Here is a 22,203-nt window from a genome sequence, read left to right on the forward strand (position 1 = left end):
CCAGCAGCGTTTAAAGAGCACAGCCTGAGCGTTAATCCGTGATGCGGCAACCGCATAAGCGAAGCCAGACACAGAATTTTTGCGCGTCGGGTTTATCAGAGTTTGTTCCAGATGAGGTTTTTCCATGCGTTTTAAAGGATTGAACATCGGATTTTTCATTTTGATTCTGGCTATCGCCACGGTCGCTTTTTTTGACGTGCTTTCGCCTTATTTCTCGTCGATTTTGTGGGCGGCGATTCTGGCAGTGATTTTCCATCCGCTGAAGACCTGGCTGCGGACCCGACTGGGCGACCGCAATGGCGTGGCCGCATTAATTACCCTGCTCTGTATCTGTCTGATTGTGTTTACGCCGCTGGCCATTATCGCCTCCTCACTGGTGGTCGAAACTAACGCGGTCTATCACAAACTGCAGACCAACTCGTCACAGTTCCCGGCCGTGTTCGCCGATTTGTTGCAGCATCTGCCGCGCTGGGCGAGGCATTTTCTGGCTGAAAACAATCTGGATAACGCCGGGCAGATTCAGCAGAAGCTCTCTTCGTTTGCCCTTAAGGGCGGCCAGTATGTCGCGGGCAGCGCCTTTATCATCGGGAAAGGGACGTTCAGCTTCACCGTCGGCTTTGGCATCATGCTTTATCTGCTGTTCTTCCTGCTGAAAGATGGCTCCTATCTGGTGCATCTGATTCTGGAAGCGCTGCCGCTCTCAACTTACGTGAAGCATCACCTGATGGTGAAGTTTGCTGCCGTGGCGCGTGCGACGGTGAAAGGCACGGTGGTGGTTGGTATCGTTCAGGGTATTCTCGGCGGGCTGGCGTTCTGGTTTACCGACATTGACGGCAGTCTGCTGTGGGGTGCGCTGATGGCCTTCCTCTCCCTGATTCCGGCCGTCGGTTCCGCCATCATCTGGGTGCCTGCGGCGATCTTCTTCTTCGCCACCGGCGTGCTGTGGAAAGGGCTGTTCCTGGTCGGTTTCTTCGTGGTGATTGTCGGTCTGGTGGATAACATTCTGCGTCCGTTGCTGGTCGGCAAAGACACCAAAATGCCTGACTATATGATCCTGATCGCCACGTTGGGCGGCATGGAAATCTACGGCATCAATGGTTTTGTTATCGGTCCGGTGATTGCTGCGCTGTTTATCGCCTGCTGGAATCTGCTCTCCGGCCGCGATAACCGCGAAAACATCGAAGCCATCGACGAAGAGTTTATCGATGAAGGCAAGAAACAGTCCGATGACGTCGCAGAGGCAGCAGCAGAGGCGGCGGCTGAAGCGGCGGCGGCCTCCGCCCATGCCGCTGCAGAGACTGAGATGAAAGTCCTGGCGTTGAAAAAAGAGACTGAGGAAAAGAAAGCGTAATCCCCGTCAGTCCATAAAAAAACCCACCTTTCGGTGGGTTTTTTTTAACATGGAAACAGCAGCGAATTAGTTAGTCGCTTTGTTTTTCAGATCTTCAGCACCCTGCTTGGTTTTATCCCAGCCTTTCTCAGTGCCTTCTTTGGTTTTGTGCCAGCCCTTCTGAGTCCCTTCGGTAATTTTGCTACCGGTGGTGTGGCTCTTGCCTTCAGCGGCGTGCTCAGACTTCAGCTTCAGCTCTTTGCCTTCATTCTGGGTCTGGTGCAGTTTTTCTTTCGCGGTGTCAGCGCCTTTATGCGCTTCCGCTACGGTGTTGTCTGTGGTGGTAGCAGCAAATACTGGCGAGGCCAGCAAAATAGCAGACAGTGCGATAATTGATTTCTTCATAATTCCCTCTGTATTCATCGTTGCCGTGTAGGTTTTAATCCTGGCATAGCCTTTCCAGGAAAGATTTAAGAATAAACCAGGAATCAAAAAGGGCCAGTTTTCACCAGAAAAAGTGTTTGATTGTAGATTTTTCGTCCACTACCACAGTGCAAGCTGCGGATCGTCGTCTTTTTCAGGCGGTGTTCGGGTCACGCGAGCAGGCGGCGCAGGCTGATCCCTCTGTCGCGTAATCCATGCCAGTAACACCGTCACTACGTACGCCTGCTGCTCAGCACTCAGCGGCTGAAATTGTCCGATGTTGTGCCATTTGCTCAGACAGCCACGACAGCAGGTTGCGGTGGCGTGCTGGGCGATAAACACCGGATGGCCGCGCATGGGCGTCTGCTTGCCATCATTTTCTGGCTGGGCAGGCGCCAGGCGCTGTGCCACAAACGCTGCGGCATGCTGACGCAACACCGGCTCGCCTTTGCTGACCGCATAATCATACTCAGCACGTCCCAGCCGAAAGCGCTGACGGAACGGTGAACGTGCCAGCCGGGTAAACAGATCGTCAGAAACGTTCATGCTGATGCCACTCACTCATATTTACGTCCCGCCAGATAAGTGACGCCCTGCGGCCCGAACGCCTCGCGATGCAGTTCATTCGGCTGCAGGTGAAATGTCTCACCGGGATGATAGGTGGTATCACCCTGTTCAGTACTGATGGTGATGTCCCCACTGAGAATCAGTGCCAGCGCTTCAAAGGCGTGGACGTGATTATCAAGCTCGGCTGACGCTGCACGTTCGATCAGCAATGGTTCGTTAAAACCCTGTTCGGCTAACAATTTTCGGTATTCATGTTCAGTCATTGCAACGCCTCAATATGGAACTGACCCTAAGCAGTGTAGACGATCTTAATACCGCGCATGGCACTCAACAGGTTACGTAAAGTCGCGCAAACAGAGTTGTTCGCCGTTCATGCCGATGCTGTACTTGCCGCCTCATTACAGCCATTTTGACATCAGGATGCCGCAAAAGTATGACTCAACAGGAGAGAACCGCCCTGCTGCTGATTAATCAGCGCTCACGCAAAGGACGCATTGAAGCCAGCCGGGCACAGTCGCTGCTGACTCAGGCCGGATTCACCCTGCTGCAACCAGCCGGGGATGAGACCCGCAGCTACAGCGAACTGATCGCGGCTTATGCCGATCGCGTCGAGACGGTCATCGTCGGCGGTGGTGACGGCACACTTAACGCGGCCGCGCCGGGGCTGATGCAGAGCGGCCTGCCGCTGGGCATTTTACCACTGGGCACCGCCAACGATTTTGCCCGGACGCTGGGCATTCCGGCTACGCTGGAGCAGGCCGTGAAGATTATCGCAGACGGGTATCTGCGCGCCGTGGATCTGGGTGAAGTCAATGAGCACCTGTTCCTGAATGTCTCCAGCATCGGCTTCTCGGCGGAGCTGGCGCGAAACCTTACGGCAGAATCGAAAAAGCGCTGGGGCGTGGGCGGTTATGCCCTGGCGGCGTTGCGGTTGCTGCGGCAGAGCCGTCCGTTCAGCGCCACGCTGGTCCATCAGGGTCAGCGGACGCCCATTAAAACGGTTCAGGTCTCGGTGGGTAACGGGCGCTTCTACGGTGGCGGCATGACGGTGGAAGCGCGCGCGGCGCCAGACGATGGGTTGCTTGATGTTTACAGCCTGGAGTTAAAGCACAGCTGGCAACTCATTGCACTGCTGCCCTTTCTGCGTCGCGGCACTCACGGTCGCTGGCGTAATGTGCGGGCATTCAGCGCCACGGCGCTGACAATTGAGACTCGCCGCCCCCATTACATCAATGCCGACGGTGAGATTATTGGTCAGACACCCGCGCGTTTCCGCCTGCTTGCCCGTGCGCTTCGGGTGTATGCACCGGACGATAGCGCAGCGAAATAATCTGCCAGTGGGTATCATCACCGATCGCGGCACGAAACTAGTGCTGGGTGCCCATTTTTTCAGCGTAGTCGATGTGTTCGGAAAGACTGGCGACCAGTTTTTTGGCCATTTCGAGGGTCAGACCCAGAAACAGGGTTTCCTGCGGGCGTTGTTCATGCGGGGCATCGGGATCGATATAACCGAATTTCACTACCAGCGCCTGATGGGTGTTCAGGGGACCAATATGCCAGCCGGTAACCGGGTAGAAGGTAAATCGCGTAAATTCATTCACTTTAATCCTGACTGTAAAAGCATAACGCTGATTGATAGTCAGGCCAGCTCTGATGATAAAACATGAGTGGATGACTAAGTCTGAACTAAATCGACAGGAATACAAGGGCAGCGGCTGAATAAGCGCAGCGTGACGTGTTACTGAAACGTGCTGCGTTCAGCGTCCACTGTAGCAAGCAACGGACCCGCACGGCACTATGAGGTCAGGCTAAACGCCAGCACCGGCAACTAACTATCGGTCTGGGGGATAATCGAGATATGGCCATTTACCTCCAGCACCGCATATTTAATCTGATCAAACCGTTCCAGCCCCGGCCCGGAACGCGCTGCCTCCAGCACATCATCAGGACTGATGCCTGTCATCTTCATGCGTTCGGTCAGCAGATTACCATTCTCCACCAGAATCACCGGTCCGCCGTCGATCGCCTGCTCCACCATCGGAAAACGGCTTTTGAGTTTGCCCAGCACAATGTCAATCGTCACCAGCGTGATAATGGTCAGCGCCGCGCCAGTCACTGAAAAATCGTCGCCCAGTAGCGCCTGCTGGGTGGCTTCGCTGATGATCAACAGCAGAATCAGATCGAAAGAGGTCATCTGCAGCAGGGTGCGTCTGCCCGCAATTTTGAACACCATCATCAGCACCAGGTAAATTGCTGCGGCACGTAATACCGTTTCCATTAAGCACTCCTGTCAGGGATAGATCCATTGGGTAAAACGGGCCGGCGGATGATCGCCACTGCTGACGCTGACAGAAATGCGACCAGGATTTCGGGGCTGCAGTCCGATCCAGATAGCGTGATCCAGACCGGTATCACGCGACGAAAAGGTCAGCCGCAGATCGCTGCCAATCGTTACCGCCTCCAGCGGCTGAGGCTGCAGCGTCTGGATTTGCAGGTTATCGAGGGCACCACCGCCAATCGTAACGTTAAAGCGGTCGGTTACCGGTGCGTTGTAGCGAATGCGCATATCCATATTACTCTCAACCCGGCCAAACCGTTCATACTCCACCTGGATCGTCCCGTCCGGCGAGCGGGCGCTGCCATTACTCAGCACGCCTTTGGAAAAGAGTCCGCAAGCCCCCAGAATCACCAGCGCAATCAGGACGTATTCACCGATACGCTGAATACGCCATTCACGACGTATCCAGCGCATATCTTCTTTTATCGGGTAATCCCGACTGCCTGTGTGATCTTTTTTCATCCTGCAATTCTCTCCTGTCAGTCGCCAGCCTCAACGGCTCGCGGCCCAAATCATACCGGACGCAGGTCATTTAGCGCGCCGTTCAACCCAGAACGACCAGCTGTGATAGAGCAGCGTCAGCGGCATGGCAATCGCCGCGCCCACCAGCACGAATCCCTGCGTGACCGGCGAGGAAGCGCTTTCACTGATGGCAAACTGGTACGGCACCAGCCACGGATAAAGGCCGCACAGCAAACCGATAAACACGGCCCCGATCAGCATCAGTGCCACAACAAGCTGTAGCAGCGGCCTGGCTCGCCACAGCGTTACCGGCAAAACGATCCATAGCATGACAATCGCCATGCCAGCCACTTTTCCCAGCGGTCGTTGCCAGCTCTGGTGCCAGATATCGGCGTTAAAATAGAGTTCGAACAGAAAGATTATCAGCGCCAGCAGCCACCATAACCAGCTTTGCGCTTCTGCCAGAGGTTGCACTCTGTCGCCGATTCGCCAGCCGATCCAGCAACAGGCCAGCAGCGAATAGATCGCCATTAATCCAACACCGCTCATCAGCGGAACCAGGCTCAGCCCATCGGGCAGCCCAGTCTGAGGCTGAGCGCTGATGATCATGCCCGCGCACCAGCCCTGAATAAAGGTCGCCAGCGCCGAGCAACTAGCCATAATACGGTCGAGCCAGCGGCGTAAACGGTTACTGCTCCGGGCGCGATACTCGAGCGCCATCGCCCGCATCACCAGTGCCAGTAGCATGGTGAACAGTGGCGCGCTCAGCTCACTGAGCAGCAGACTGTAGACCGGTGGAAACAATGCCAGCAGACCGCCTGCGGCCAGCACCAGCCAGGTTTCATTTGCATCCCAGACCGGCAGAATACTGTGCGTCATCAGTTCACGCTGTTGATCATCGTGAAACCAGAAAAACAGCATACCCACACCCAGATCTGTCCCATCCAGTAACAGATAAAGCAGTAACGAGAGACAGATGATCATCGCAGACAAATCAGCCATAGCGACTCCTAATGGGGCGTTTTCAGCTCAATGACCACCGGCTCACCTGAGGGTAGCTCACCTTTAATCCGACGCAGCAAATAGCGTAAGCCGAGGGCGAACACCAGGCCGTAGATCAATAGTACCGCCACGAAAATGCTCAGCGTGGTACTCAGGGCCAGCGGTGACACGCTCTGTGCTGTACGCAACATGCCATAGACCGTCCAGGGCTGACGCCCCACTTCAGTCACGACCCAGCCTGACAGCAGTGCGATAAAGCCCGCCGGTGAGAGCCACGTCAGCCAGCGCAGTAACCGCCCTGATTCTGCCAGTCGTCCACGCCAGCGCTGAAGATTTGCCGCCAGCGTGGTCAGCAATATGATCAGCCCCAGCCCTACCATCAGACGAAATGCGAAAAAGACCGGTAACACCGGGGGAATCGCATCCGCAGGAAATTCGCTCAGACTTTTGATATGACCGGAAAGATTGTGCCGCAGATAGAGCGATCCAAGGCTGGGGAGGCTGATCTCCAGCGTGTTACGCTGCGCCTGCTGATCCGGTAGCGCAAACAGTCGCAACGGTTCACCCTCGCCCTGTGCGGGTCGATGCCAGCTGCCTTCCATCGCGGCCAGTTTAGCGGGCTGATAGTCGCGCGTATTTTCACCGTGCAAATCGCCGAGTACGATTTGTAATGGAACCGCAAGCAGCAGAAAGGTCAGCGCACTGTTGAGCATCAGCCGCGAAGCGGACTCACCCTTAAAATGCCGAAGTCTCCAGGCCGCGACACCCATCATCATCACTGCCGCGGCAATCAGCGACCCCACCACCATATGACTGAAGCGCCATGGAAAAGAGGGAGCCAGCAAAATTGACCGCCAGCTTTCAGCCAGAAACACGCCGTTCTCAGTGCGCGTGAAACCGACTGGGGTTTGCATCCATGAATTGGCGGCCAGAATCCAGAACGCACTAAGCAACGCCCCGATCGCCACCAGACAGGTAACGACGAAATGGACACCAGGCGAGATTTTATTGAAGCCAAACAGCATCACACCGGTCAGAGCTGATTCAAGAAAAAAAGCGACCAGCACCTCATAAAACATTAAGGGTCCAATCACGCCGCCGACCTGATGTGAAAAGCGCGCCCAGTGTGTTCCAAACTGAAATTCCATGACTACGCCGGAAGCCGCCCCAATCGCTACCGTCAGGGAAAAAATGTTCAGCCAGAAGTGAAGAGCATCCCGCGCAGCCTGCTGTTTTCCCCACAGCCAGCGTGCCTCAAACCAGACCAGAAACGGTGCCAGCCCCAGCGTCAATGCCGCCAGCGTGATATGCATGCCCATAGTGATTGCAAACTGCGTCCGGGCGATGATCAGAATCCAGTCCAGCATCAGGCTTATTTCACCAGCGAAGCGTTTATCTGTGAAGTTATCTGATCATCGTAGTGAAGAAATAAAAAATCGGCCAGCAGGACTGTTTTCTTAAATAACGACGATCAAGAAACTGATCTTATTGTTACGGGGTGAAGAGAAGTAAAAGAGGTTATTATCTCAGGCTGCTCTCGCTGCGTTTAAATAAGCGCAAAATAAAATTAAGCGAGGCGGTTATTTACTCCGCCCCGCAATGACGAAACAGACAGCCGCCTTATAGCCAGCCCGAGCGGCGCAATTTGGCCCACAGCCCGCCGCAGGCCAGCAGAGTCAGCCCCACCGCCAGCGGATAACCATACAGCGACTTCAGCTCGGGCATATGCTCGAAGTTCATGCCATACATGCTGAACACCACGGTTGGAATGACCAGTATCGCACCCCAGCCCGCCAGCTTTTTGACGACCTCATTCTGCTGCACTGTCACCAGCGCCAGGTTAACCTGCATGGCACTGGTCAGCATCTCGCGCATATCTTCCGCATCGGTCACTACATGGCGGGCGTGATCCTGTACGTCACGGATATAGGCGCGCAGCGGGCGCGGGATCAGATCTTCATGCAGGTGGATCAATTGGTTGCAAATCTCTTCCACTGGCAGCGCCGCATTGCGCAGCGACAGCAGATGACGCCGCATGGTGTAAACCGACTGCACCGACTTGCGATCAAATTCGCTGGTGAAGAGATCGTTCTCCATCTCCCCGACCCGCTCATTCAGCGACGTGGAGAGTTGGGCATAGCGATCCACCACAAAATCGAGCAGGCAGTAGAGCGGATAAGCAGGGCCAAACTTCAGCAGCGCCGGGTTTTCAGACGCCCGCTGCCGCACCGGGGTATAACTTTCCGATGCGCCGTGACGGATGCTGATCAGAAACTTTTTTCCGACAAAAAAATGGGATTCACCCAGTTCGCAGCTGTCATCTTTCGCGCAAACCGTCTTCACCACGATAAACAGCGAGTCGCCATAGTGTTCAATTTTAGGTCGCTGATGGGCATTCAGCGCATCCTCAACCGCCAGTTCGTGGAGTCCGAACTCCTCTTTAATCTTCGCCATAAACTCAGCGTCAGGCTGCCACAGACCGAGCCAGATAAACGCCTCCGGCTCCTTCATCACTTCGCTGATATCATCGACCTGAACCTCTTCGCCCGCGCATCCCGGACGATACACCATGCTGCTTACGATCATCTTCTGCATTCCTGTTGTGACAGTAAATGGAGCTTAGCTAATGCCGGGTCGGTAACCGGATAAAAACAGTAAGGATTTGCTGCGACGTGGCGCGATCAGCGGGTTACCACTTCAGCCCCAGTCCGGTAGAGAAAATGCCCTCATTCAGGGTATCGGGTATGCCGCTGACCAGATTGCGATGATAGCCAATATGCAGGGTTGACCAGGAGGTCAGGCTGTAACGCATCCCGACTTCTGCATCCAGCATAAATACCCCGTCATCATCCAGCGAATGACCGACATCACCGTTGCTGTAAAGCGTGACCGATTTGCCCAACAGATAGCGCTGATAGTTCCAGCGCAGCGAGCCGCCAAAATGCTTTTCTTCCCGATCGTCGCTGTAGCCATACTCAAAGGCCCCGCCCAGCACGGAAAGTGAGAACGCGCTGAGTTCGGTATCCCACAGCTGATAACCCGGGCCGGTACCGATCAACGCCTGGCGTGACAGATTCTCCACCCAGTCGCGTTTATAGGTTGCGCGGGTCTGCCAGAAAAACTGCTCCCTGACCAGATAGTCAAAGGCGTAGCGCAGGCTGTAGTTGTCGGTGTTGACGCTTTCATTTTCCTGCTCGCGATTGTAGGTCGCGCCGATATCGTGCCGCCATTTCCCCTGGTTGAGTTTGGTGTTGAGCGCGAAGCTATAGTCATCGGTTTTGGTCGAGGCTTTTTTGACCTTCACGCCTGCATCAATGTTGCCGGTCCAGGCGAGCTGATCGGTGCGAACTTTGGCTTTCATAAACTCGTCTATGCGCCGCACCGAGACCTGCTGTTCCTGCTCATTGCGTTCCACCCAGACATAACCGGGATCGGAAGAAGAGAGCCGCACCTGATAATGCTCGCCGGTCTTTTTGTTTTCGACGTTCACCGGATTCTCGCTGGCGAGCGTACTCACTGCACGCCAGTCCAGCGTGACGGTCCCGGCATACTGTGTCTCTATCCCCAGCTTGCCGTCGCTGAGATAACGAATGGTGCCGGTCAGCCGGTCGCCATTATTCAGCCAGACGGTATCGGCTGCGGCCTGCTGTGCCCATCCGGCACAGCAAAGCGTGACCAGCAGCGAGGTAAAGGAGGTGGGGCAACGCATAGCTTTCCCTGTAAAGGCGTCGTCTTAAGCAGGCGACGTGTCAACGCAAAATCTGACCTGACAATTAAGCCGATCCCGCGAGGATATGCAATCAGCCTTCAGGAGAGATCATGCAATGCTTTACCGAGAGGCGGGCCCAGCGTGAAATCGCTAAAACGGATTCCCAGTCCCTGGCGTTCCGGCGAGCAGCCCATCACACCGACAAAACGCCGTGCCTGATCGGGCCACGGACAGAGTCGCAACAGTGGCCAGGTCACTCCGTCGCTGGAGTACTGGATCCTCAGCGCCGCATTTTGCAGCGTGGCACGCATCCAGAACTGTTGTGCATCGCCGGGAAAGACGCCCGTAGACCAGTCGGAGAACTCACGCGTTACCACGCTGCCAATGGCGGGCTGATCATCGTTAAATTCAATACCCGCTTTGACCCAGTGCGTTTCGCTGTCCTGAATAAACAGACCGGCCTGATCGTAGAGCTGACTGAAGTCCGCTCTCACCTGCACCTGAACGGTAAAATCACTTTCTACCCAGAAGCCAAAGGCGTGGCCACTGTGCCGTTCAAAGCCGTACCAGGTATGGAGCCAGAAATCGCTGTTTAACGCGGTTTCGAACTGCAGCGTATCACCATCAAAACGGTGTACTGGCGGCTGATTAATCCAGACGCCTCCTTCGGTGGTCAGTGAACTCACTGCTGGCATAAGGACTCCTTTCTGTACGTTAAGCCGCCTGCGTTTAGTCCGGGCTGCTGTATGGCGATTATTCTGATTATCATAACGTTTATTGGTCAGGTAGCGGCAGACTGAAAGGTAAATCTGATGATGCTGATGAAAACGGCGAAGTGATGACCAGCCCAGTGATAGCAGACCATTCAGTCTGTTTACGGCTTCGCTTATTTTTCTTAGCGGAAATAAATGATATTCATCAGGACCAGTTCACTTAACTATTTCATTTTGTTAATTGCCTGGCAAAAACCACGTTTAACAACCAGGCTTGTTTTGTCTGAGGGCAACTGAACTCATTAAATATAAGGATTAAGCCACCATGGTAGATAAATCAGAAATTCTGGATCACGCACAGGTTGTTGATGTCAATGGCGAACATGTCGGCGTTGTTGACCATTTTGAAGGCGACGACAAAATTAAGCTGGCGAAAAGCGATCCTGAAGCAGGCGGCAAACACCACATTATTCCATTCAGCTGGGTGAAAGAAGTTGACGATAATAAAGTCATCCTCTCTAAAGCCAAAGCGGATGTAGAGAGTGAGTGGCAGTCTGCATAAAAAAATAGCCGTGGCGCCTGCCGCGGCTTATTTCTTTTCTGGTACGTATATCTGCGCTGTAAATACTCCCCCCTTCTCTTTCCGATAATTCAATCGCACTGCCCTGTCGCCTCAGAGGCTGGTATTTTCCGCCTGTAGTGAGGAGTAACAGCCAAATACCCCGTCAAGCAGCAAATAGCTTTCTGAGCCTGGCAATTCAAAATGCCACCACTAGGTTGCAATGCCGGTGAAGCCGCCCCCCAGCATGATGGCATTGAGCATCAGCCGGTTGCGCTGCGCCTGAACCCCCACATCAGGATGATAAGGATGGGAGTGTTCACTCATCTCATCGAAGCCAGTGCCCATATCCACGATTTCGCCGCGCTCATCGATCAGCGTCACATCTACCGCAGTGCCACGGCTGTGGTTTGATCCGCGCGAAAGCGGCACAACATAGTCGGGATTCGGGCAGGCATTCCACAGAATTGCCTGCGCTTCGGGTGGACGGTACGCGTCGAGGATGAGCAGTGTATAGCCCGCAACACGGGCGATATTGATACTTTTCGCCAGCGCTTTCGCCGCATCAACGTGCAGCAGACAGCGTGCGTCGCGATAGATCGGCTGACTGGTAAGGTTATCGGCGGTGGCATATTTAAGGTCAATCGCTAACTGAGGAAATGCCTCAGCAATATCAACAAGATTTTTACTTTCCATGACGGGGTGCTCCCTGTTTTGTGCTCTGTGGCGGGTTGTCGTAAGCGGAGTGTTGAAGCGGTCATCATGGCATTACGGCGGAAGGAAAAAAAGATGCCGTGAATTTTTGAGTCTGAGTGTAGTGTGGCAGTTTACTTACTCAGGATTCTGACTGACAGCGTTGATGGCTTCAGGAATGGGTACAGGCGGAATAATCAGTTTGCTGAACTCAGGAACTGCAGCACTTAATAAATAATCACAGTAAAATGAAAAGCATTATTTAATTCCCAGGAAATTTAAATACTTTGTCATTTTTACTTCATAGCAAAGCGCAGGAGTTAATTATTTTATTTTGCGATTCTGGCCGCAAAATACATTATTTTAATTGCGAGACAACTCGCTGGCTTACATCAGCTTTCAGCTGGACTTTATTCTTATTAGTTGATTATACGTACAGGTATTTAGCGCGATACAGAGGTGTTGGAGCACCTCTGCAATGCTAATCACAATCCTATTTAGAGAGAATAGAGATCAGGACTGAGTCAGAGTGTAATGCAGTTGGTTTAACTTCAGAAGCCCCTTCTATTACTCAGCATAAGTTAACAGTGAGTTACGCCAGCCGGTATCCCAGCTATACCCGAATTCCATCGATCATTATGAAAGGCCAGTGGCTGACTGCCGCCGGATTCATCACCGGCACCGAAATCGAGGTGAATTTCACCGCAGACCGCATCGTGCTGACCGTTAAACCACCAGAGCATGTTGATGAACAATTGGTCAACGTGTTAGTGCAACTGAATAAGTTGCCTGCAAGGAAACAGAAGCAGGTGCTAGCATTGTCAGGTGTGGCTAAAGGGTAATGGCACTGGCGTGAAAGCATGCCGCTTCTTGTTAGTGAGCGGCAGATTAAATCATTTATTATTGTGGGTGCCGGTGAACGGTGACTGCAAGATGCTGGATGTGGCAATAGAAACAAAGCCAGACTGCTTTAAGAATCAGTTGCAGGAAGAGAGATTTATGTAGCTTGTCAGAAGCATTATGAATGGGCTGTGAATTGATAACAGTAGCATTACAGTACAAATATGCATGATGGATTATGACCGCCTTTCAAGTGATGGAAAACGGGTAAAGCTAAACTGCTATGGTGTTGGTTCTTTTGACATTTTTTCGGGCATTGAAAGGTATATTAACAATCCAGATTGCTCTGACATTGAGAAGGCAGCAATTCCGCCTGGAACATACTGCATCGTAGACAGGCCAGAAGGCAGTTTACTAAATCGCGCCCGAGCAGAGTTGATTGATATGGCCCATTTGTACCGAAATCATCACTCAGAGTGGTTCGGTCTATACAGCGCGAAAACCATGAGTGACTACGTTTTTGTTAATGGCGTAAAGCGCGGCAGCTTCAGGCTTCACCCACTCAATACTGACGGTTCCGGCGTATCATGGGGATGCATAACCCTCTATCGTTCAACTGACTTCCAGACTTTGCGCAGTTCGTTGTTGCGGAGAAAAAAAGTCGTCGTGCCGGGTAGTCATGGTTTACTGGCATACGGACGCATTGATGTTCCTGGAGTTCCTGATTTCACAAAGTGTGTAGTGCGGTGAAAATACAAATATTTATTATAATTCTATCCGCTTCCTGGATTCTTATTCCTGAAGAGTTCATCAGATCACTGGTTGAAGGCCACATTAGTGGTGATGGTGAAAGCGCTATGGATAGTTTTGAATTCACCGTGATTGTGCTTAAGGCAGTGTTTTCCCTGCTGCTAGCCTTTATCGGTGCCTGGCTTTATCGTAAAGCGAGTCAACGATAACGTAGCGACATTTTAGAAGTGGATCTTATGCCATGTGTGCAACATGGCATCTGAAATGGCGTGCTTGCGGGCATAAACTCCGGATTCAGCTTCGTGAAGAACATTGATGATCTGTTCCCAGGCAAAACGCTTCTTCAAAGGATGTTCTCATTGAGCTTATGAAGACATTACTAACATCGCGGTGTATTAGTCAAAGGGAAGCAGTTAAATTGAACTAAAATAGTTATCAAACTTTATCATATGCAAAATAACCCAGCACAAAACTAACTTCTAATTTTCCTGACAAATTTATAGGATTTCCAGGTCAGTTTCAGAGGAGTCACAAAATAGACCACAAGAAATGCAAACGTCAGAATGATAATATATGGAATAGCATTTGAAGCATCCGCATTGAAAATGCCATCCAATCCAATAAGCATCAAAATAACAAGAGCAATGACACCGCCCCAAAAGCGTTTACTCAAATCAATAACGAGGCTTTGTAGTGTATCTTTTTTTGATTCGTCTTTTTTGATGGTGCTCTTGAGCTTACCGATATCTTTAGCAGAGAAGCCGTTATTATAGAGTTCTTGCTCAAATTCGTTCATCTGATTCATCCTGAATGATGTTGCGATACGTGTGAGTATTGCACAGTGAACGAGACACAAGCTAACCAACCTGCTTACCTGGCCAGCACTGGTATCAACGTTTCCTCACCTCAGAAGGCTCTGCCTGAACATCATACTTATCATGCAATTGCGCATGATATTAAAATGCTATATGCAATAGACATCACGAACAATAAGCAGATCGTATGCACAGAAAAAATACAACCCTATCCAAACTACCATGGGAGTAATACTGGCAATGAGTTTATTGAATATAAATAAGAGTAAAATGTTGCGGTATCGAACTGACAGTAGAGGAAAAAGAGTACCAGACTGCGAAACAGAAGAGAAAATTTGGTACGCCCTACAGGATTCGAACCTGTGACCTACGGCTTAGAAGGCCGGTGCTCTATCCAACTGAGCTAAGGGCGCATGGAGATGGCACGGATTATACGTCGGGAAGCGGGTACGTCAACGTTTTTGCCGTTTCTCCGCAGCGAAGTGCTGCGGGAATAACCAACTGGCATCAATGACGCCTGCGCCATTCACTGAGCGACACGAGTTTACTGCTGCCGGTCAATTCTCCTTCCAGCTCAATCCCTTGTGATGTGAAACGCGCATTGTATTGCTCACGAAGCGCGTGCAGCTCCTGGCTGTCTGGCTCCAGCTGTCGCAGAAAGCCCAGCGCGAGCAGCAACTGCTGGCGGCTGATAAGCGGTGAAAAACCGGCGCGACTGAGAATCGCATGCCAGCGCTGGCTGTTCTCCTCGCTGCCGTCAACAATCAACACCTGCCAGATCAGCAGTACCGCTGCGGCATTATGCAGATGCGTTTCATTATCGTGGCTGAGATAGTCGGTAAACTCTTTCGCCGCCTCTTTTCCCATCATAGAGATCATTGATTCCACCTGTACCGGTGGCAGCTGCAGTCGTTTGCTGAGCCGCTGGGCAGCGTGGCGTGAGCCCGCGGTGAGCAGCTGAAATCCAGCGACAAACACCACCGCCAGAGTCGCAAGCATTATCCAAATCATTACATCGTCCCCGGATTGTCCTGTCGATATCATACGCATGCAGGCGGGTACTCGTCGCGGCGAAAAAGCAGGAAAGCGCATGCGCGGCTGAAACTGTGACTGACAGCGCGCCGCGCTTCTGACAAAATAGCGTCCTTCCCCGATTCAACACAACACAGTGGATTTCCTCTCTGATGGCAGCAAAAATTATTGACGGTAAAACGATTGCGCAGCAGGTGCGTCTTGAGGTTGCGGAAAAAGTGAAGCAGCGTCTGGCCGCCGGAAAACGCGCGCCGGGTCTGGCCGTGGTTCTGGTGGGTGAAAACCCGGCATCGCAGATTTACGTGACCAGCAAACGCCGCGCCTGTGAAGAGGTCGGTTTCCACTCCCGCTCTTACGATCTGCCTGCCACCACCCGCGAAGCTGAGCTGCTGGAGCTGATCGATAAGCTCAATCAGGATGACGAAATCGATGGCATCCTGGTGCAGCTGCCGCTGCCAGCGGGCATCGATAATGTGAAGGTGCTGGAGCGCATCACGCCAGATAAAGATGTTGATGGCTTCCACCCTTATAACGTGGGTCGCCTGTGTCAGCGTGCGCCAACCCTGCGTCCCTGCACGCCGCGCGGTATCGTGACGCTGCTGGAGCGCTACAACATTGACACCTATGGCCTGAACGCTGTGGTGGTCGGGGCGTCCAACATTGTCGGCCGTCCGATGAGCATGGAGCTGCTGCTCGCGGGCTGTACTACGACTGTGACCCACCGCTTTACCAAAGATCTGCGCCATCACATTGAGCATGCCGATCTGCTGGTCGTTGCGGTGGGCAAGCCAGGCTTTATTCCGGGCGACTGGATCAAACCCGGTGCCATCGTTATCGACGTGGGTATTAACCGTCTGGATAGCGGCAAAGTGGTGGGCGACGTTGATTTTGACCGCGCATCAGAGCGTGCCGCCTGGATCACTCCGGTGCCGGGCGGTGTGGGTCCGATGACAGTGGCAACCCTGATTCAAAACACGCTGCAGGCGTGCGAAGAGTTTCATGATAAAGAGGTAGTTTAAATGACAAGTTTTTCACTGGGTAAATTCCCGCATGTCGATCTGTGTGACCTGCTGAAACTGGAAGGCTGGGTTCAGAGCGGTGCACAGGCGAAAGTCGTGATTGCCGAGGGTGAAGTGAAGGTGAATGGCGCGGTTGAAACCCGTAAGCGCTGCAAGATCGTGGCTGGTCAGACCGTGGAATTTGCCGGTTTCCGCATCACTGTGGTCGAGTAATTCCGGGGCGTCCCTGCGGGGACGCTACTGTAGCGGTTCATCCCCCTCCACACACGTCTCCCCTTCCCGCTGTTCCAGTGCAATATGATTCACCGCCGTATGCTGCGCAATCAGCGTGGCGAGTCGGGGTGAATGGCTGGTGATCCAGAGCTGACTGAACTCGCTGGCTTCAGCGATTAAGCGCGCCAGCGCAGGCAACAAATCCTCATGCAGACTGTTTTCCGGTTCATTCAGTGCCATAAAGGCGGGCGGACGCGGGCTGAGCAGCGCCACAACCAGGCAAAGAAAACGCAGCGTGCCATCAGAAAACTCCGCGCTCTCCAGCGGACGCAGAATGCCATGACGGGACATCAGCATCTGAAAGCGGCCATTCTGCACCTCGACGTCAAACTGGCAGTCGGGAAACGCCTGCGCCATAACCTCAAACAACAGCTCTGAATGACCCCGCTCCACAATGGTCGCCCAGGCCGCCGCCAGATTGCGGCCATCGTGAGCGAGTACCGGCGCACGCACGCCAATCTGCGGCGCACGAATCGGTGAGCCGGGCCAGACGGCGAACTCGTGATAGAAGCGCCACTGCTGCAGACGTTCGCGCAGTTGCGAAAGCTCCGGGTAAAGATGGGGTTCGCCAAGCTGACCAAACAGCGACTCTTCCGGATGCAATACTGCCGGATAGGTGACGCGCTCACCTTCAACATTGTGCAGAAAGGCGGTCTGGTTTTCGCGCTGCATGATGCAGGCAGAAGGACGACGCTGCTGGCCGCTGAGCCAGAGCCGTTCCTGCTTCACCAGCGGATCGAGATTGAACAGGCTGGTCGCCAGCGGCTCGGGGAAACCCATTTCCAGCTGGTAATCCATGTCATCCATCACCACTGCCAGCTCCAGCCGCTTTGGATCGTGTCGGCGATCGCCCCGGCGTAAACCACCCGCCCACATCGCTTTCTGAATGCCGCCTTCGTCAGCCAGTGCCAGCGCCAGACGACCGCTGGCGGCCTCATGCAACAGCCGCACCGCTTTATAGAGGTTGGATTTACCGCAGCCGTTGGGACCGCTCACCACATTCAGCTGCTGCAGCGACAGCGTCAGGTTACGTATTGAGCGGAAGCCGCGAATCTGAATCTGTTCAATCGCCATAATAAAAAAGGGCGATTGCTCGCCCTCTCCGGTTTATTTTCGACGCCAGCTGGAGCCTTGTGGCCCATCCTCGACGATGACACCCAGCGCGTTAAGTTTGTCACGCGCGATATCCGCTTCTGCCCAGGCTTTGGCGGCGCGCGCATCGGCACGGGCTTTCACCCAGTGCTCAATCTCGGCAACCTCTTCGTCATTCACCTGCGCGCCGCTCTGCAGGAACAGTTCAGGATCCTGCTGCAGGATGCCCAGCACATTGGCCATCTCGCGCAGCTTCGACGCCAGTCCGTGTGCAGAAGCGCCCTCTTCACTTTTCAGGCGATTCACTTCACGCGCCATGTCGAACAGCACTGAGTAGGCTTCCGGGGTGTTGAAATCATCATCCATCGCGCTGCGGAAGCGCGCTTCAAACGCGTCGCCGCCATGGGCTTTCACGCTGCTGTCGGTGTGACGCAGTGCCGTATAGAGACGCTCCAGTGCCGCACGCGCCTGATTCAGGTTATCTTCACCATAGTTAAGCTGGCTGCGATAGTGACCGGACATCAGGAAGTAACGCACCGTCTCCGCATCATAATGTTGCAGCACGTCCCGCACGGTGAAGAAGTTGCCGAGCGATTTGGACATCTTCTCGCGGTCAACCATCACCATGCCGGAGTGCATCCAGTAATTGACGTAAGGACCGTCATGGGCGCAGCTCGACTGGGCGATTTCGTTTTCATGGTGCGGGAACATCAGGTCTGAACCGCCGCCGTGGATATCGAAATGGGTACCCAGCTGTTTGCAGTTCATTGCCGAGCACTCGATGTGCCAGCCAGGACGGCCGTTACCCCATGGCGATGACCAGGCTGGCTCATCCGCTTTGGACATTTTCCACAACACGAAATCCATCGGATTGCGCTTCACGTCGGCGACTTCAACGCGTGCACCTGCCTGTAGCTGCTCCAGGTCCTGACGCGACAGCGCGCCATAATCGGTGTCGCTGAGGACATCAAACATTACGTCGCCATTGTCTGCCACATAGGCGTGACCCCGCGCAATCAGTGTTTCCACAAGCTCAATGATTTCAGCGATGTGACGGGTGGCACGCGGCTCCTCATCGGGTGGCAGGATCCCCAGCGCGGCGAAGTCATTGTGCATCTCGCCGATCATGCGATTAGTCAGGGTTTCGATACTCTCGCCGTTTTCATTGGCGCGCTTGATAATTTTGTCATCAATGTCGGTGATGTTACGTACATAATTAAGCTGATAACCGAGGTAACGCAGGTAGCGCGCCACCACGTCAAACGCCACGAACGTCCGCCCATGACCAATGTGACAGAGGTCATACACCGTGATGCCGCAAACATACATCCCGATTTTACCGGCATGAATGGGTTTGAATTCCTCTTTCTGTCGACTCAGGGTGTTATAAATCTTAAGCATTGAACGGTTCCGTTTTCGCGTGTGGTTGGCTTTTTTAAGTATCCAGACATTGTGCCGTATTTTTATCGCTCGCGCGACGCAAAGCAAGCCAACTGCGCCGCGCTGCTGACGCGTCATTGGAAATTATGATATAAGAACGGTCGACAAAAAGGGGGTCGCCGATCGACAACGCGACCTCAGCAACTGATGACAACCTTTACAGGACGACAAAAATGGTAACTTTCCAGACGAACCATGGCGATATCGTAATCAAAACTTTCGATGATAAAGCGCCGGCAACCGTACAGAACTTCCTGGATTACTGCCGTGAAGGTTTTTACGACAACACCATTTTTCACCGCGTAATCAACGGCTTTATGATTCAGGGCGGCGGCTTCGAGCCGGGCATGAAGCAGAAAGAAACCAAAGCCGAAATTCAGAACGAAGCGAGCAACGGCCTGAAAAACACCAAAGGTACGCTGGCAATGGCACGTACCTCTGCGCCGCACTCTGCGACCGCACAGTTCTTCATTAACGTCGCTGACAACGACTTCCTGAACTTCCGTGACGAAAGCGTTCAGGGCTGGGGCTACTGCGTGTTCGCTGAAGTGGTTGAAGGCATGGATGTGGTCGAGAAGATCAAAGCGGTCTCTACTGGCCGTAGCGGCATGCACCAGGATGTGCCAAAAGATGACGTCGTTATTCAGAAAGTGACCGTCAGCGAGTAATGTCGCGCACGCTGTTTATCGCAGATCTCCATCTGTGTCAGGAAGAACCGGCGATTACCGCCGGTTTTCTGCATTTTTTACAGCGCGAAGCGCCCCACTGCGACGCGCTCTATATTCTCGGCGATCTGTTTGAAGCCTGGATTGGCGACGACGATCCCGATCCCCTGCATCATCAGATTGCCCGCGCCCTGCGCGCCCTGCCGGTTCCGGTTTACTTTATTCATGGCAATCGCGACTTCCTGATTGGCCGACGCTTTGCGCAGGCCTGTGGCATGACGCTGCTGCCGGAAGAGCAGGTGCTGACGCTCTACGGCCATCGACTACTCATCATGCACGGCGATACACTCTGTACCGACGATGTGGGTTATCTGCGCTTTCGTGCCAAAGTGCACAATCCGTGGATCCAGCGACTGTTCCTGGCGCTGCCATTGTGGATACGCAAACGCATTGCCGCCCGGATGCGCGCCGACAGTAAACAGGCCAACCAGCACAAATCCCAGACCATCATGGATGTAAACCAGGATGCCGTGGCCGCTGCCATGCTGCGCCAGCAGGTGCCGCTGCTCATTCATGGTCATACCCATCGTCCTGACATTCATACATTGAGCCTGCAGGGTGAAACGGCGCAACGCGCTGTGCTGGGCGCCTGGCACAGCCGGGGTTCTATGATTCAGCTCGACGCCAGCGGCATTCAGCTTATCCATTTCGATTTTTAATCTGCAGGCAACTCCCTGACGTCAGGCCGACGCAACCGTTTTCCTTGCGTGCTTCTCATGCTATTCTCGGTGCCCTTCAAAACCTGTCCGCCCGGCCAGGTCTGTTTGTTCATTTACAGGAGTTGACCGCATGTCATCCAACGCCCCGGCCCGCATCGCCCTTGTTATGGGTTCCAGAAGTGACTGGGCCACCATGCAGTTCGCCGCTGAAATCCTCTCCAGCCTGGACGTTCCTTTTCATGTTGAAGTCGTCTCTGCGCACCGCACCCCGGATAAACTGTTCAGCTTCGCCGAAACGGCAGCCGAAAACGGTTTTCAGGTGATTATTGCTGGCGCAGGTGGCGCGGCACACCTGCCGGGAATGCTGGCGGCCAAAACCCTGGTACCGGTGCTGGGTGTGCCGGTACAGAGCGCTGCGCTGAGCGGCCTGGATAGCCTCTATTCGATTGTGCAGATGCCACGCGGTATTCCGGTCGGGACGCTGGCGATTGGCAAGGCGGGCGCAGCCAATGCCGCGCTGCTGGCGGCGCAGATTCTGGCGCTGCATGACAGTGCGCTGGCGTCACGTCTGACTACCTGGCGTCAGAGCCAGACTGATGAGGTGCTGAACCACCCTGATCCGCGGGTGGATGCATGAAGCCGGTTTGCGTACTGGGTAACGGCCAGCTAGGTCGTATGCTGCGTCAGGCGGGTGAGCCACTGGGCATCGCGGTGTATCCGGTGGGTCTGGATGCCAATCCTGCGGCCCTGCCTATCGCCGATAGCGTGATCACCGCCGAAATCGAACGCTGGCCGGAGACCGCGCTGACGCGCGAACTGGCGAGCCATCCGGCCTTTGTTAACCGTGATATTTTTCCGCGTCTGGCCGATCGCCTGACGCAGAAACAGCTGCTGGATCAGCTGGGGCTTGCCACCGCGCCGTGGCAGTTACTGGCCGATAAAAGTGAATGGCCAGCGGTGTTTGACTCTCTGGGCGAGCTGGCGATTGTGAAAAGCCGCACCGGCGGTTACGACGGGCGGGGTCAGTGGCGTCTGCGCGCTGATGAAACGCACCAGTTACCGGATGCGTGCTACGGCGAATGTATCGTTGAGCAGGGCATCAACTTTTCCGGTGAGGTGTCACTGGTGGGTGGGCGCGGTAACGATGGCTCGGTTGTGTTCTATCCGCTGACGCATAACCTGCATCAGGACGGCATTCTGCGCACCAGCGTGGCGTTTCCGCAGGCGGATCCGGCACAGCAGCAGCAGGCTGAAGCGATGCTGAGCGCGATCATGCAGGAACTGAACTACGTCGGCGTAATGGCGATGGAGTGTTTCGTTACGCCAGCCGGACTACTGATCAATGAGCTGGCGCCGCGCGTGCACAACAGTGGGCACTGGACGCAGAACGGTGCGTCGATCAGCCAGTTTGAGCTGCATCTGCGCGCCATTCTTGGCCTGGCCTTGCCACAGCCGGTGGTGTTTGCGCCGTCGGTAATGGTTAATCTGATTGGTACTGACGTGAATCTCCACTGGCTGCAACAGCCGCTGGTGCATCTGCACTGGTATGACAAAGAGGTGCGTCCGGGTCGTAAAGTGGGCCACCTCAATCTCACCGACAGCAATGCAGAGCGGCTGAAAGCGGCGCTGAATGCGCTGGTGCCTCAGCTGCCGGAAGAGTACGCCAGCGGCATCGCCTGGGCCGTTGAAAAGCTGTAGTTTCCCGCTACCCGCTTGCGGGTTCAGGGAACGTTCCGGATAAAGGTCAAAGGCGGCCTCATGC

General features: G+C 54.1%; 26 protein-coding genes, 1 tRNA gene and 2 pseudogenes. 11 read left to right on the forward strand and 18 right to left on the reverse strand.

The window, feature by feature from the left end; translation table 11 throughout:
- Positions 1-124 precede the first annotated feature (124 nt).
- Positions 125-1,351: an AI-2E family transporter gene (locus HZZ01_RS09155; protein ID WP_179896600.1), complete on the forward strand. Its 1,227-nt coding sequence runs from the start codon at positions 125-127 to the stop codon at positions 1,349-1,351.
- A 66-nt stretch (positions 1,352-1,417) separates the two neighbouring features.
- On the opposite strand, the gene HZZ01_RS09160 is transcribed toward HZZ01_RS09155, so the two are convergent.
- The 3 genes from HZZ01_RS09160 to HZZ01_RS09170 form a co-directional block, all read right to left on the reverse strand.
- Entirely contained in the window at positions 1,418-1,735 is a 318-nt protein-coding gene (locus tag HZZ01_RS09160) for a hypothetical protein (RefSeq protein ID WP_179896602.1), read from the reverse strand.
- A gap of 138 nt (positions 1,736-1,873) precedes the next feature.
- Positions 1,874-2,299 carry a DUF4186 domain-containing protein gene (locus HZZ01_RS09165; protein WP_179896604.1) on the reverse strand — a complete coding sequence of 142 codons (426 nt, stop codon included), beginning with the start codon at positions 2,297-2,299 and terminating at the stop codon, positions 1,874-1,876.
- Positions 2,300-2,310: 11 nt separating this feature from the next.
- The gene (locus HZZ01_RS09170) at positions 2,311-2,583 is read right to left on the reverse strand and encodes a cupin domain-containing protein (protein WP_179896606.1); all 273 of its coding nucleotides are present in this window, start codon (positions 2,581-2,583) and stop codon (positions 2,311-2,313) included.
- A 170-nt stretch (positions 2,584-2,753) separates the two neighbouring features.
- On the opposite strand from HZZ01_RS09170, the gene HZZ01_RS09175 reads away from it, so the two are divergent.
- The gene (locus tag HZZ01_RS09175; protein ID WP_179896608.1) at positions 2,754-3,650 is read left to right on the forward strand and encodes a lipid kinase; all 897 of its coding nucleotides are present in this window, start codon (positions 2,754-2,756) and stop codon (positions 3,648-3,650) included.
- A 37-nt stretch (positions 3,651-3,687) separates the two neighbouring features.
- Here HZZ01_RS09175 and HZZ01_RS20965 read toward each other — a convergent pair whose 3' ends face one another.
- The 8 genes from HZZ01_RS20965 to HZZ01_RS09215 all read right to left on the reverse strand — a co-directional run bounded on the left by HZZ01_RS20965 (position 3,688) and on the right by HZZ01_RS09215 (position 10,526).
- On the reverse strand, positions 3,688-3,921 hold the full coding sequence (locus HZZ01_RS20965; RefSeq protein WP_179896610.1) for a hypothetical protein: 234 nt from the start codon (positions 3,919-3,921) through the stop codon (positions 3,688-3,690).
- 227 nt (positions 3,922-4,148) lie between these two features.
- Positions 4,149-4,598 carry a DUF421 domain-containing protein gene (locus HZZ01_RS09185; protein WP_179896612.1) on the reverse strand — a complete coding sequence of 150 codons (450 nt, stop codon included), beginning with the start codon at positions 4,596-4,598 and terminating at the stop codon, positions 4,149-4,151.
- A gap of 12 nt (positions 4,599-4,610) precedes the next feature.
- Positions 4,611-5,120 (reverse strand): hypothetical protein, encoded by a 510-nt coding sequence (locus tag HZZ01_RS09190; protein WP_179896614.1) that lies wholly within the window; start codon positions 5,118-5,120, stop codon positions 4,611-4,613.
- Between the two features lie 66 nt (positions 5,121-5,186).
- Positions 5,187-6,122 carry a cytochrome d ubiquinol oxidase subunit II gene (locus tag HZZ01_RS09195; protein ID WP_179896616.1) on the reverse strand — a complete coding sequence of 312 codons (936 nt, stop codon included), beginning with the start codon at positions 6,120-6,122 and terminating at the stop codon, positions 5,187-5,189.
- A gap of 8 nt (positions 6,123-6,130) precedes the next feature.
- Positions 6,131-7,489, reverse strand: a complete 1,359-nt coding sequence (locus HZZ01_RS09200; RefSeq protein WP_179896618.1) for a cytochrome ubiquinol oxidase subunit I — start codon at positions 7,487-7,489, stop codon at positions 6,131-6,133.
- A 253-nt stretch (positions 7,490-7,742) separates the two neighbouring features.
- A complete protein-coding gene (locus HZZ01_RS09205; RefSeq protein ID WP_179896620.1) occupies positions 7,743-8,708 on the reverse strand; it encodes a magnesium and cobalt transport protein CorA in 966 nt (321 codons plus the stop codon).
- A gap of 103 nt (positions 8,709-8,811) precedes the next feature.
- On the reverse strand, positions 8,812-9,831 hold the full coding sequence (locus tag HZZ01_RS09210) for a DUF481 domain-containing protein (RefSeq protein WP_179896622.1): 1,020 nt from the start codon (positions 9,829-9,831) through the stop codon (positions 8,812-8,814).
- A 98-nt stretch (positions 9,832-9,929) separates the two neighbouring features.
- Positions 9,930-10,526: a DUF1349 domain-containing protein gene (locus HZZ01_RS09215; protein ID WP_179896624.1), complete on the reverse strand. Its 597-nt coding sequence runs from the start codon at positions 10,524-10,526 to the stop codon at positions 9,930-9,932.
- A gap of 343 nt (positions 10,527-10,869) precedes the next feature.
- Here HZZ01_RS09215 and HZZ01_RS09220 point away from each other — a divergent pair, with 343 nt between their 5' ends.
- Positions 10,870-11,106 carry a DUF2171 domain-containing protein gene (locus HZZ01_RS09220; RefSeq protein WP_090963114.1) on the forward strand — a complete coding sequence of 79 codons (237 nt, stop codon included), beginning with the start codon at positions 10,870-10,872 and terminating at the stop codon, positions 11,104-11,106.
- 111 nt (positions 11,107-11,217) lie between these two features.
- On the opposite strand, the pseudogene ddpX reads toward HZZ01_RS09220, so the two are convergent.
- Positions 11,218-11,799 (reverse strand): annotated as a pseudogene (ddpX, locus tag HZZ01_RS09225) (D-alanyl-D-alanine dipeptidase).
- 584 nt (positions 11,800-12,383) lie between these two features.
- Between ddpX and HZZ01_RS09230 the strand changes: the two are divergent.
- Together HZZ01_RS09230 and HZZ01_RS09235 are read left to right on the forward strand one after the other, a co-directional pair.
- The gene (locus HZZ01_RS09230) at positions 12,384-12,638 is read left to right on the forward strand and encodes a SymE family type I addiction module toxin (RefSeq protein ID WP_370463426.1); all 255 of its coding nucleotides are present in this window, start codon (positions 12,384-12,386) and stop codon (positions 12,636-12,638) included.
- A gap of 226 nt (positions 12,639-12,864) precedes the next feature.
- Positions 12,865-13,386 (forward strand): DUF2778 domain-containing protein, encoded by a 522-nt coding sequence (locus HZZ01_RS09235; protein WP_370463427.1) that lies wholly within the window; start codon positions 12,865-12,867, stop codon positions 13,384-13,386.
- Positions 13,387-13,619: 233 nt separating this feature from the next.
- Here the strand turns inward: HZZ01_RS09235 and HZZ01_RS09240 are convergent.
- The 4 genes and pseudogenes from HZZ01_RS09240 to HZZ01_RS09255 all read right to left on the reverse strand — a co-directional run.
- A pseudogene (locus tag HZZ01_RS09240) lies at positions 13,620-13,733 on the reverse strand (IS3 family transposase); the annotation flags it as partial.
- Between the two features lie 125 nt (positions 13,734-13,858).
- Complete coding sequence (locus HZZ01_RS09245) at positions 13,859-14,182, reverse strand: hypothetical protein (protein ID WP_179896626.1); 324 nt, start codon at positions 14,180-14,182, stop codon at positions 13,859-13,861.
- Positions 14,183-14,537: 355 nt separating this feature from the next.
- A tRNA-Arg gene (locus tag HZZ01_RS09250) sits at positions 14,538-14,614 on the reverse strand.
- A gap of 94 nt (positions 14,615-14,708) precedes the next feature.
- Complete coding sequence (locus HZZ01_RS09255) at positions 14,709-15,212, reverse strand: DUF1198 family protein (RefSeq protein WP_179896628.1); 504 nt, start codon at positions 15,210-15,212, stop codon at positions 14,709-14,711.
- Between the two features lie 173 nt (positions 15,213-15,385).
- On the opposite strand from HZZ01_RS09255, the gene folD reads away from it, so the two are divergent.
- Positions 15,386-16,252 (forward strand): bifunctional methylenetetrahydrofolate dehydrogenase/methenyltetrahydrofolate cyclohydrolase FolD, encoded by an 867-nt coding sequence (gene folD / locus HZZ01_RS09260; RefSeq protein ID WP_179896630.1) that lies wholly within the window; start codon positions 15,386-15,388, stop codon positions 16,250-16,252.
- Positions 16,253-16,465 carry a ribosome-associated protein YbcJ gene (ybcJ, locus tag HZZ01_RS09265; RefSeq protein ID WP_003849455.1) on the forward strand — a complete coding sequence of 71 codons (213 nt, stop codon included), beginning with the start codon at positions 16,253-16,255 and terminating at the stop codon, positions 16,463-16,465.
- Positions 16,466-16,489: 24 nt separating this feature from the next.
- Here the strand turns inward: ybcJ and HZZ01_RS09270 are convergent, their stop codons facing one another.
- Positions 16,490-17,599, reverse strand: coding sequence for an AAA family ATPase (locus tag HZZ01_RS09270; protein WP_179896631.1), 1,110 nt, complete (start codon positions 17,597-17,599; stop codon positions 16,490-16,492).
- A gap of 33 nt (positions 17,600-17,632) precedes the next feature.
- On the reverse strand, positions 17,633-19,018 hold the full coding sequence (gene cysS, locus HZZ01_RS09275; RefSeq protein WP_179896633.1) for a cysteine--tRNA ligase: 1,386 nt from the start codon (positions 19,016-19,018) through the stop codon (positions 17,633-17,635).
- Positions 19,019-19,230: 212 nt separating this feature from the next.
- On the opposite strand from cysS, the gene ppiB reads away from it, so the two are divergent.
- The 4 genes from ppiB (at position 19,231) to purK (ending at position 22,139) form a co-directional block, all read left to right on the forward strand.
- Entirely contained in the window at positions 19,231-19,725 is a 495-nt protein-coding gene (gene ppiB / locus HZZ01_RS09280) for a peptidylprolyl isomerase B (RefSeq protein ID WP_010259052.1), read from the forward strand.
- Positions 19,725-20,441 carry a UDP-2,3-diacylglucosamine diphosphatase gene (locus tag HZZ01_RS09285; protein WP_179896635.1) on the forward strand — a complete coding sequence of 239 codons (717 nt, stop codon included), beginning with the start codon at positions 19,725-19,727 and terminating at the stop codon, positions 20,439-20,441. The genes ppiB and HZZ01_RS09285 overlap by 1 nt, the downstream gene beginning before the upstream one ends.
- A 130-nt stretch (positions 20,442-20,571) precedes the next feature.
- Complete coding sequence (gene purE, locus HZZ01_RS09290) at positions 20,572-21,078, forward strand: 5-(carboxyamino)imidazole ribonucleotide mutase (protein WP_179896637.1); 507 nt, start codon at positions 20,572-20,574, stop codon at positions 21,076-21,078.
- Positions 21,075-22,139, forward strand: a complete 1,065-nt coding sequence (gene purK / locus HZZ01_RS09295; protein ID WP_179896639.1) for a 5-(carboxyamino)imidazole ribonucleotide synthase — start codon at positions 21,075-21,077, stop codon at positions 22,137-22,139. The genes purE and purK overlap by 4 nt, the downstream gene beginning before the upstream one ends.
- Positions 22,140-22,203 lie beyond the last annotated feature (64 nt).

Source organism: Pantoea sp. WMus005, assembly GCF_013415305.1.
Classification (GTDB): Bacteria; Pseudomonadota; Gammaproteobacteria; order Enterobacterales; family Enterobacteriaceae; genus Pantoea; species Pantoea rara.

Bases quoted from the DNA above. Each gene is read 5' to 3' on its own strand.
- HZZ01_RS09155 (WP_179896600.1), top strand. From the start codon at position 125: ATGCGTTTTAAAGGATTGAACATCGGATTTTTCATTTTGATTCTGGCT.
- purK (WP_179896639.1), top strand. From the start codon at position 21,075: ATGAAGCCGGTTTGCGTACTGGGTAACGGCCAGCTAGGTCGTATGCTG.
- HZZ01_RS09270 (WP_179896631.1), bottom strand. From the start codon at position 17,599: ATGGCGATTGAACAGATTCAGATTCGCGGCTTCCGCTCAATACGTAAC.
- ppiB (WP_010259052.1), top strand. From the start codon at position 19,231: ATGGTAACTTTCCAGACGAACCATGGCGATATCGTAATCAAAACTTTC.
- HZZ01_RS09170 (WP_179896606.1), bottom strand. From the start codon at position 2,583: ATGACTGAACATGAATACCGAAAATTGTTAGCCGAACAGGGTTTTAAC.
- HZZ01_RS09235 (WP_370463427.1), top strand. From the start codon at position 12,865: ATGATGGATTATGACCGCCTTTCAAGTGATGGAAAACGGGTAAAGCTA.
- HZZ01_RS09185 (WP_179896612.1), bottom strand. From the start codon at position 4,598: ATGGAAACGGTATTACGTGCCGCAGCAATTTACCTGGTGCTGATGATG.
- cysS (WP_179896633.1), bottom strand. From the start codon at position 19,018: ATGCTTAAGATTTATAACACCCTGAGTCGACAGAAAGAGGAATTCAAA.
- HZZ01_RS09210 (WP_179896622.1), bottom strand. From the start codon at position 9,831: ATGCGTTGCCCCACCTCCTTTACCTCGCTGCTGGTCACGCTTTGCTGT.
- HZZ01_RS09215 (WP_179896624.1), bottom strand. From the start codon at position 10,526: ATGCCAGCAGTGAGTTCACTGACCACCGAAGGAGGCGTCTGGATTAAT.
- HZZ01_RS09175 (WP_179896608.1), top strand. From the start codon at position 2,754: ATGACTCAACAGGAGAGAACCGCCCTGCTGCTGATTAATCAGCGCTCA.
- HZZ01_RS09200 (WP_179896618.1), bottom strand. From the start codon at position 7,489: ATGCTGGACTGGATTCTGATCATCGCCCGGACGCAGTTTGCAATCACT.
- HZZ01_RS09195 (WP_179896616.1), bottom strand. From the start codon at position 6,122: ATGGCTGATTTGTCTGCGATGATCATCTGTCTCTCGTTACTGCTTTAT.
- HZZ01_RS09245 (WP_179896626.1), bottom strand. From the start codon at position 14,182: ATGAACGAATTTGAGCAAGAACTCTATAATAACGGCTTCTCTGCTAAA.
- purE (WP_179896637.1), top strand. From the start codon at position 20,572: ATGTCATCCAACGCCCCGGCCCGCATCGCCCTTGTTATGGGTTCCAGA.
- HZZ01_RS09220 (WP_090963114.1), top strand. From the start codon at position 10,870: ATGGTAGATAAATCAGAAATTCTGGATCACGCACAGGTTGTTGATGTC.
- HZZ01_RS09165 (WP_179896604.1), bottom strand. From the start codon at position 2,299: ATGAACGTTTCTGACGATCTGTTTACCCGGCTGGCACGTTCACCGTTC.
- folD (WP_179896630.1), top strand. From the start codon at position 15,386: ATGGCAGCAAAAATTATTGACGGTAAAACGATTGCGCAGCAGGTGCGT.
- HZZ01_RS09285 (WP_179896635.1), top strand. From the start codon at position 19,725: ATGTCGCGCACGCTGTTTATCGCAGATCTCCATCTGTGTCAGGAAGAA.
- HZZ01_RS09205 (WP_179896620.1), bottom strand. From the start codon at position 8,708: ATGATCGTAAGCAGCATGGTGTATCGTCCGGGATGCGCGGGCGAAGAG.
- ybcJ (WP_003849455.1), top strand. From the start codon at position 16,253: ATGACAAGTTTTTCACTGGGTAAATTCCCGCATGTCGATCTGTGTGAC.
- HZZ01_RS09160 (WP_179896602.1), bottom strand. From the start codon at position 1,735: ATGAAGAAATCAATTATCGCACTGTCTGCTATTTTGCTGGCCTCGCCA.
- HZZ01_RS09255 (WP_179896628.1), bottom strand. From the start codon at position 15,212: ATGATTTGGATAATGCTTGCGACTCTGGCGGTGGTGTTTGTCGCTGGA.
- HZZ01_RS09190 (WP_179896614.1), bottom strand. From the start codon at position 5,120: ATGAAAAAAGATCACACAGGCAGTCGGGATTACCCGATAAAAGAAGAT.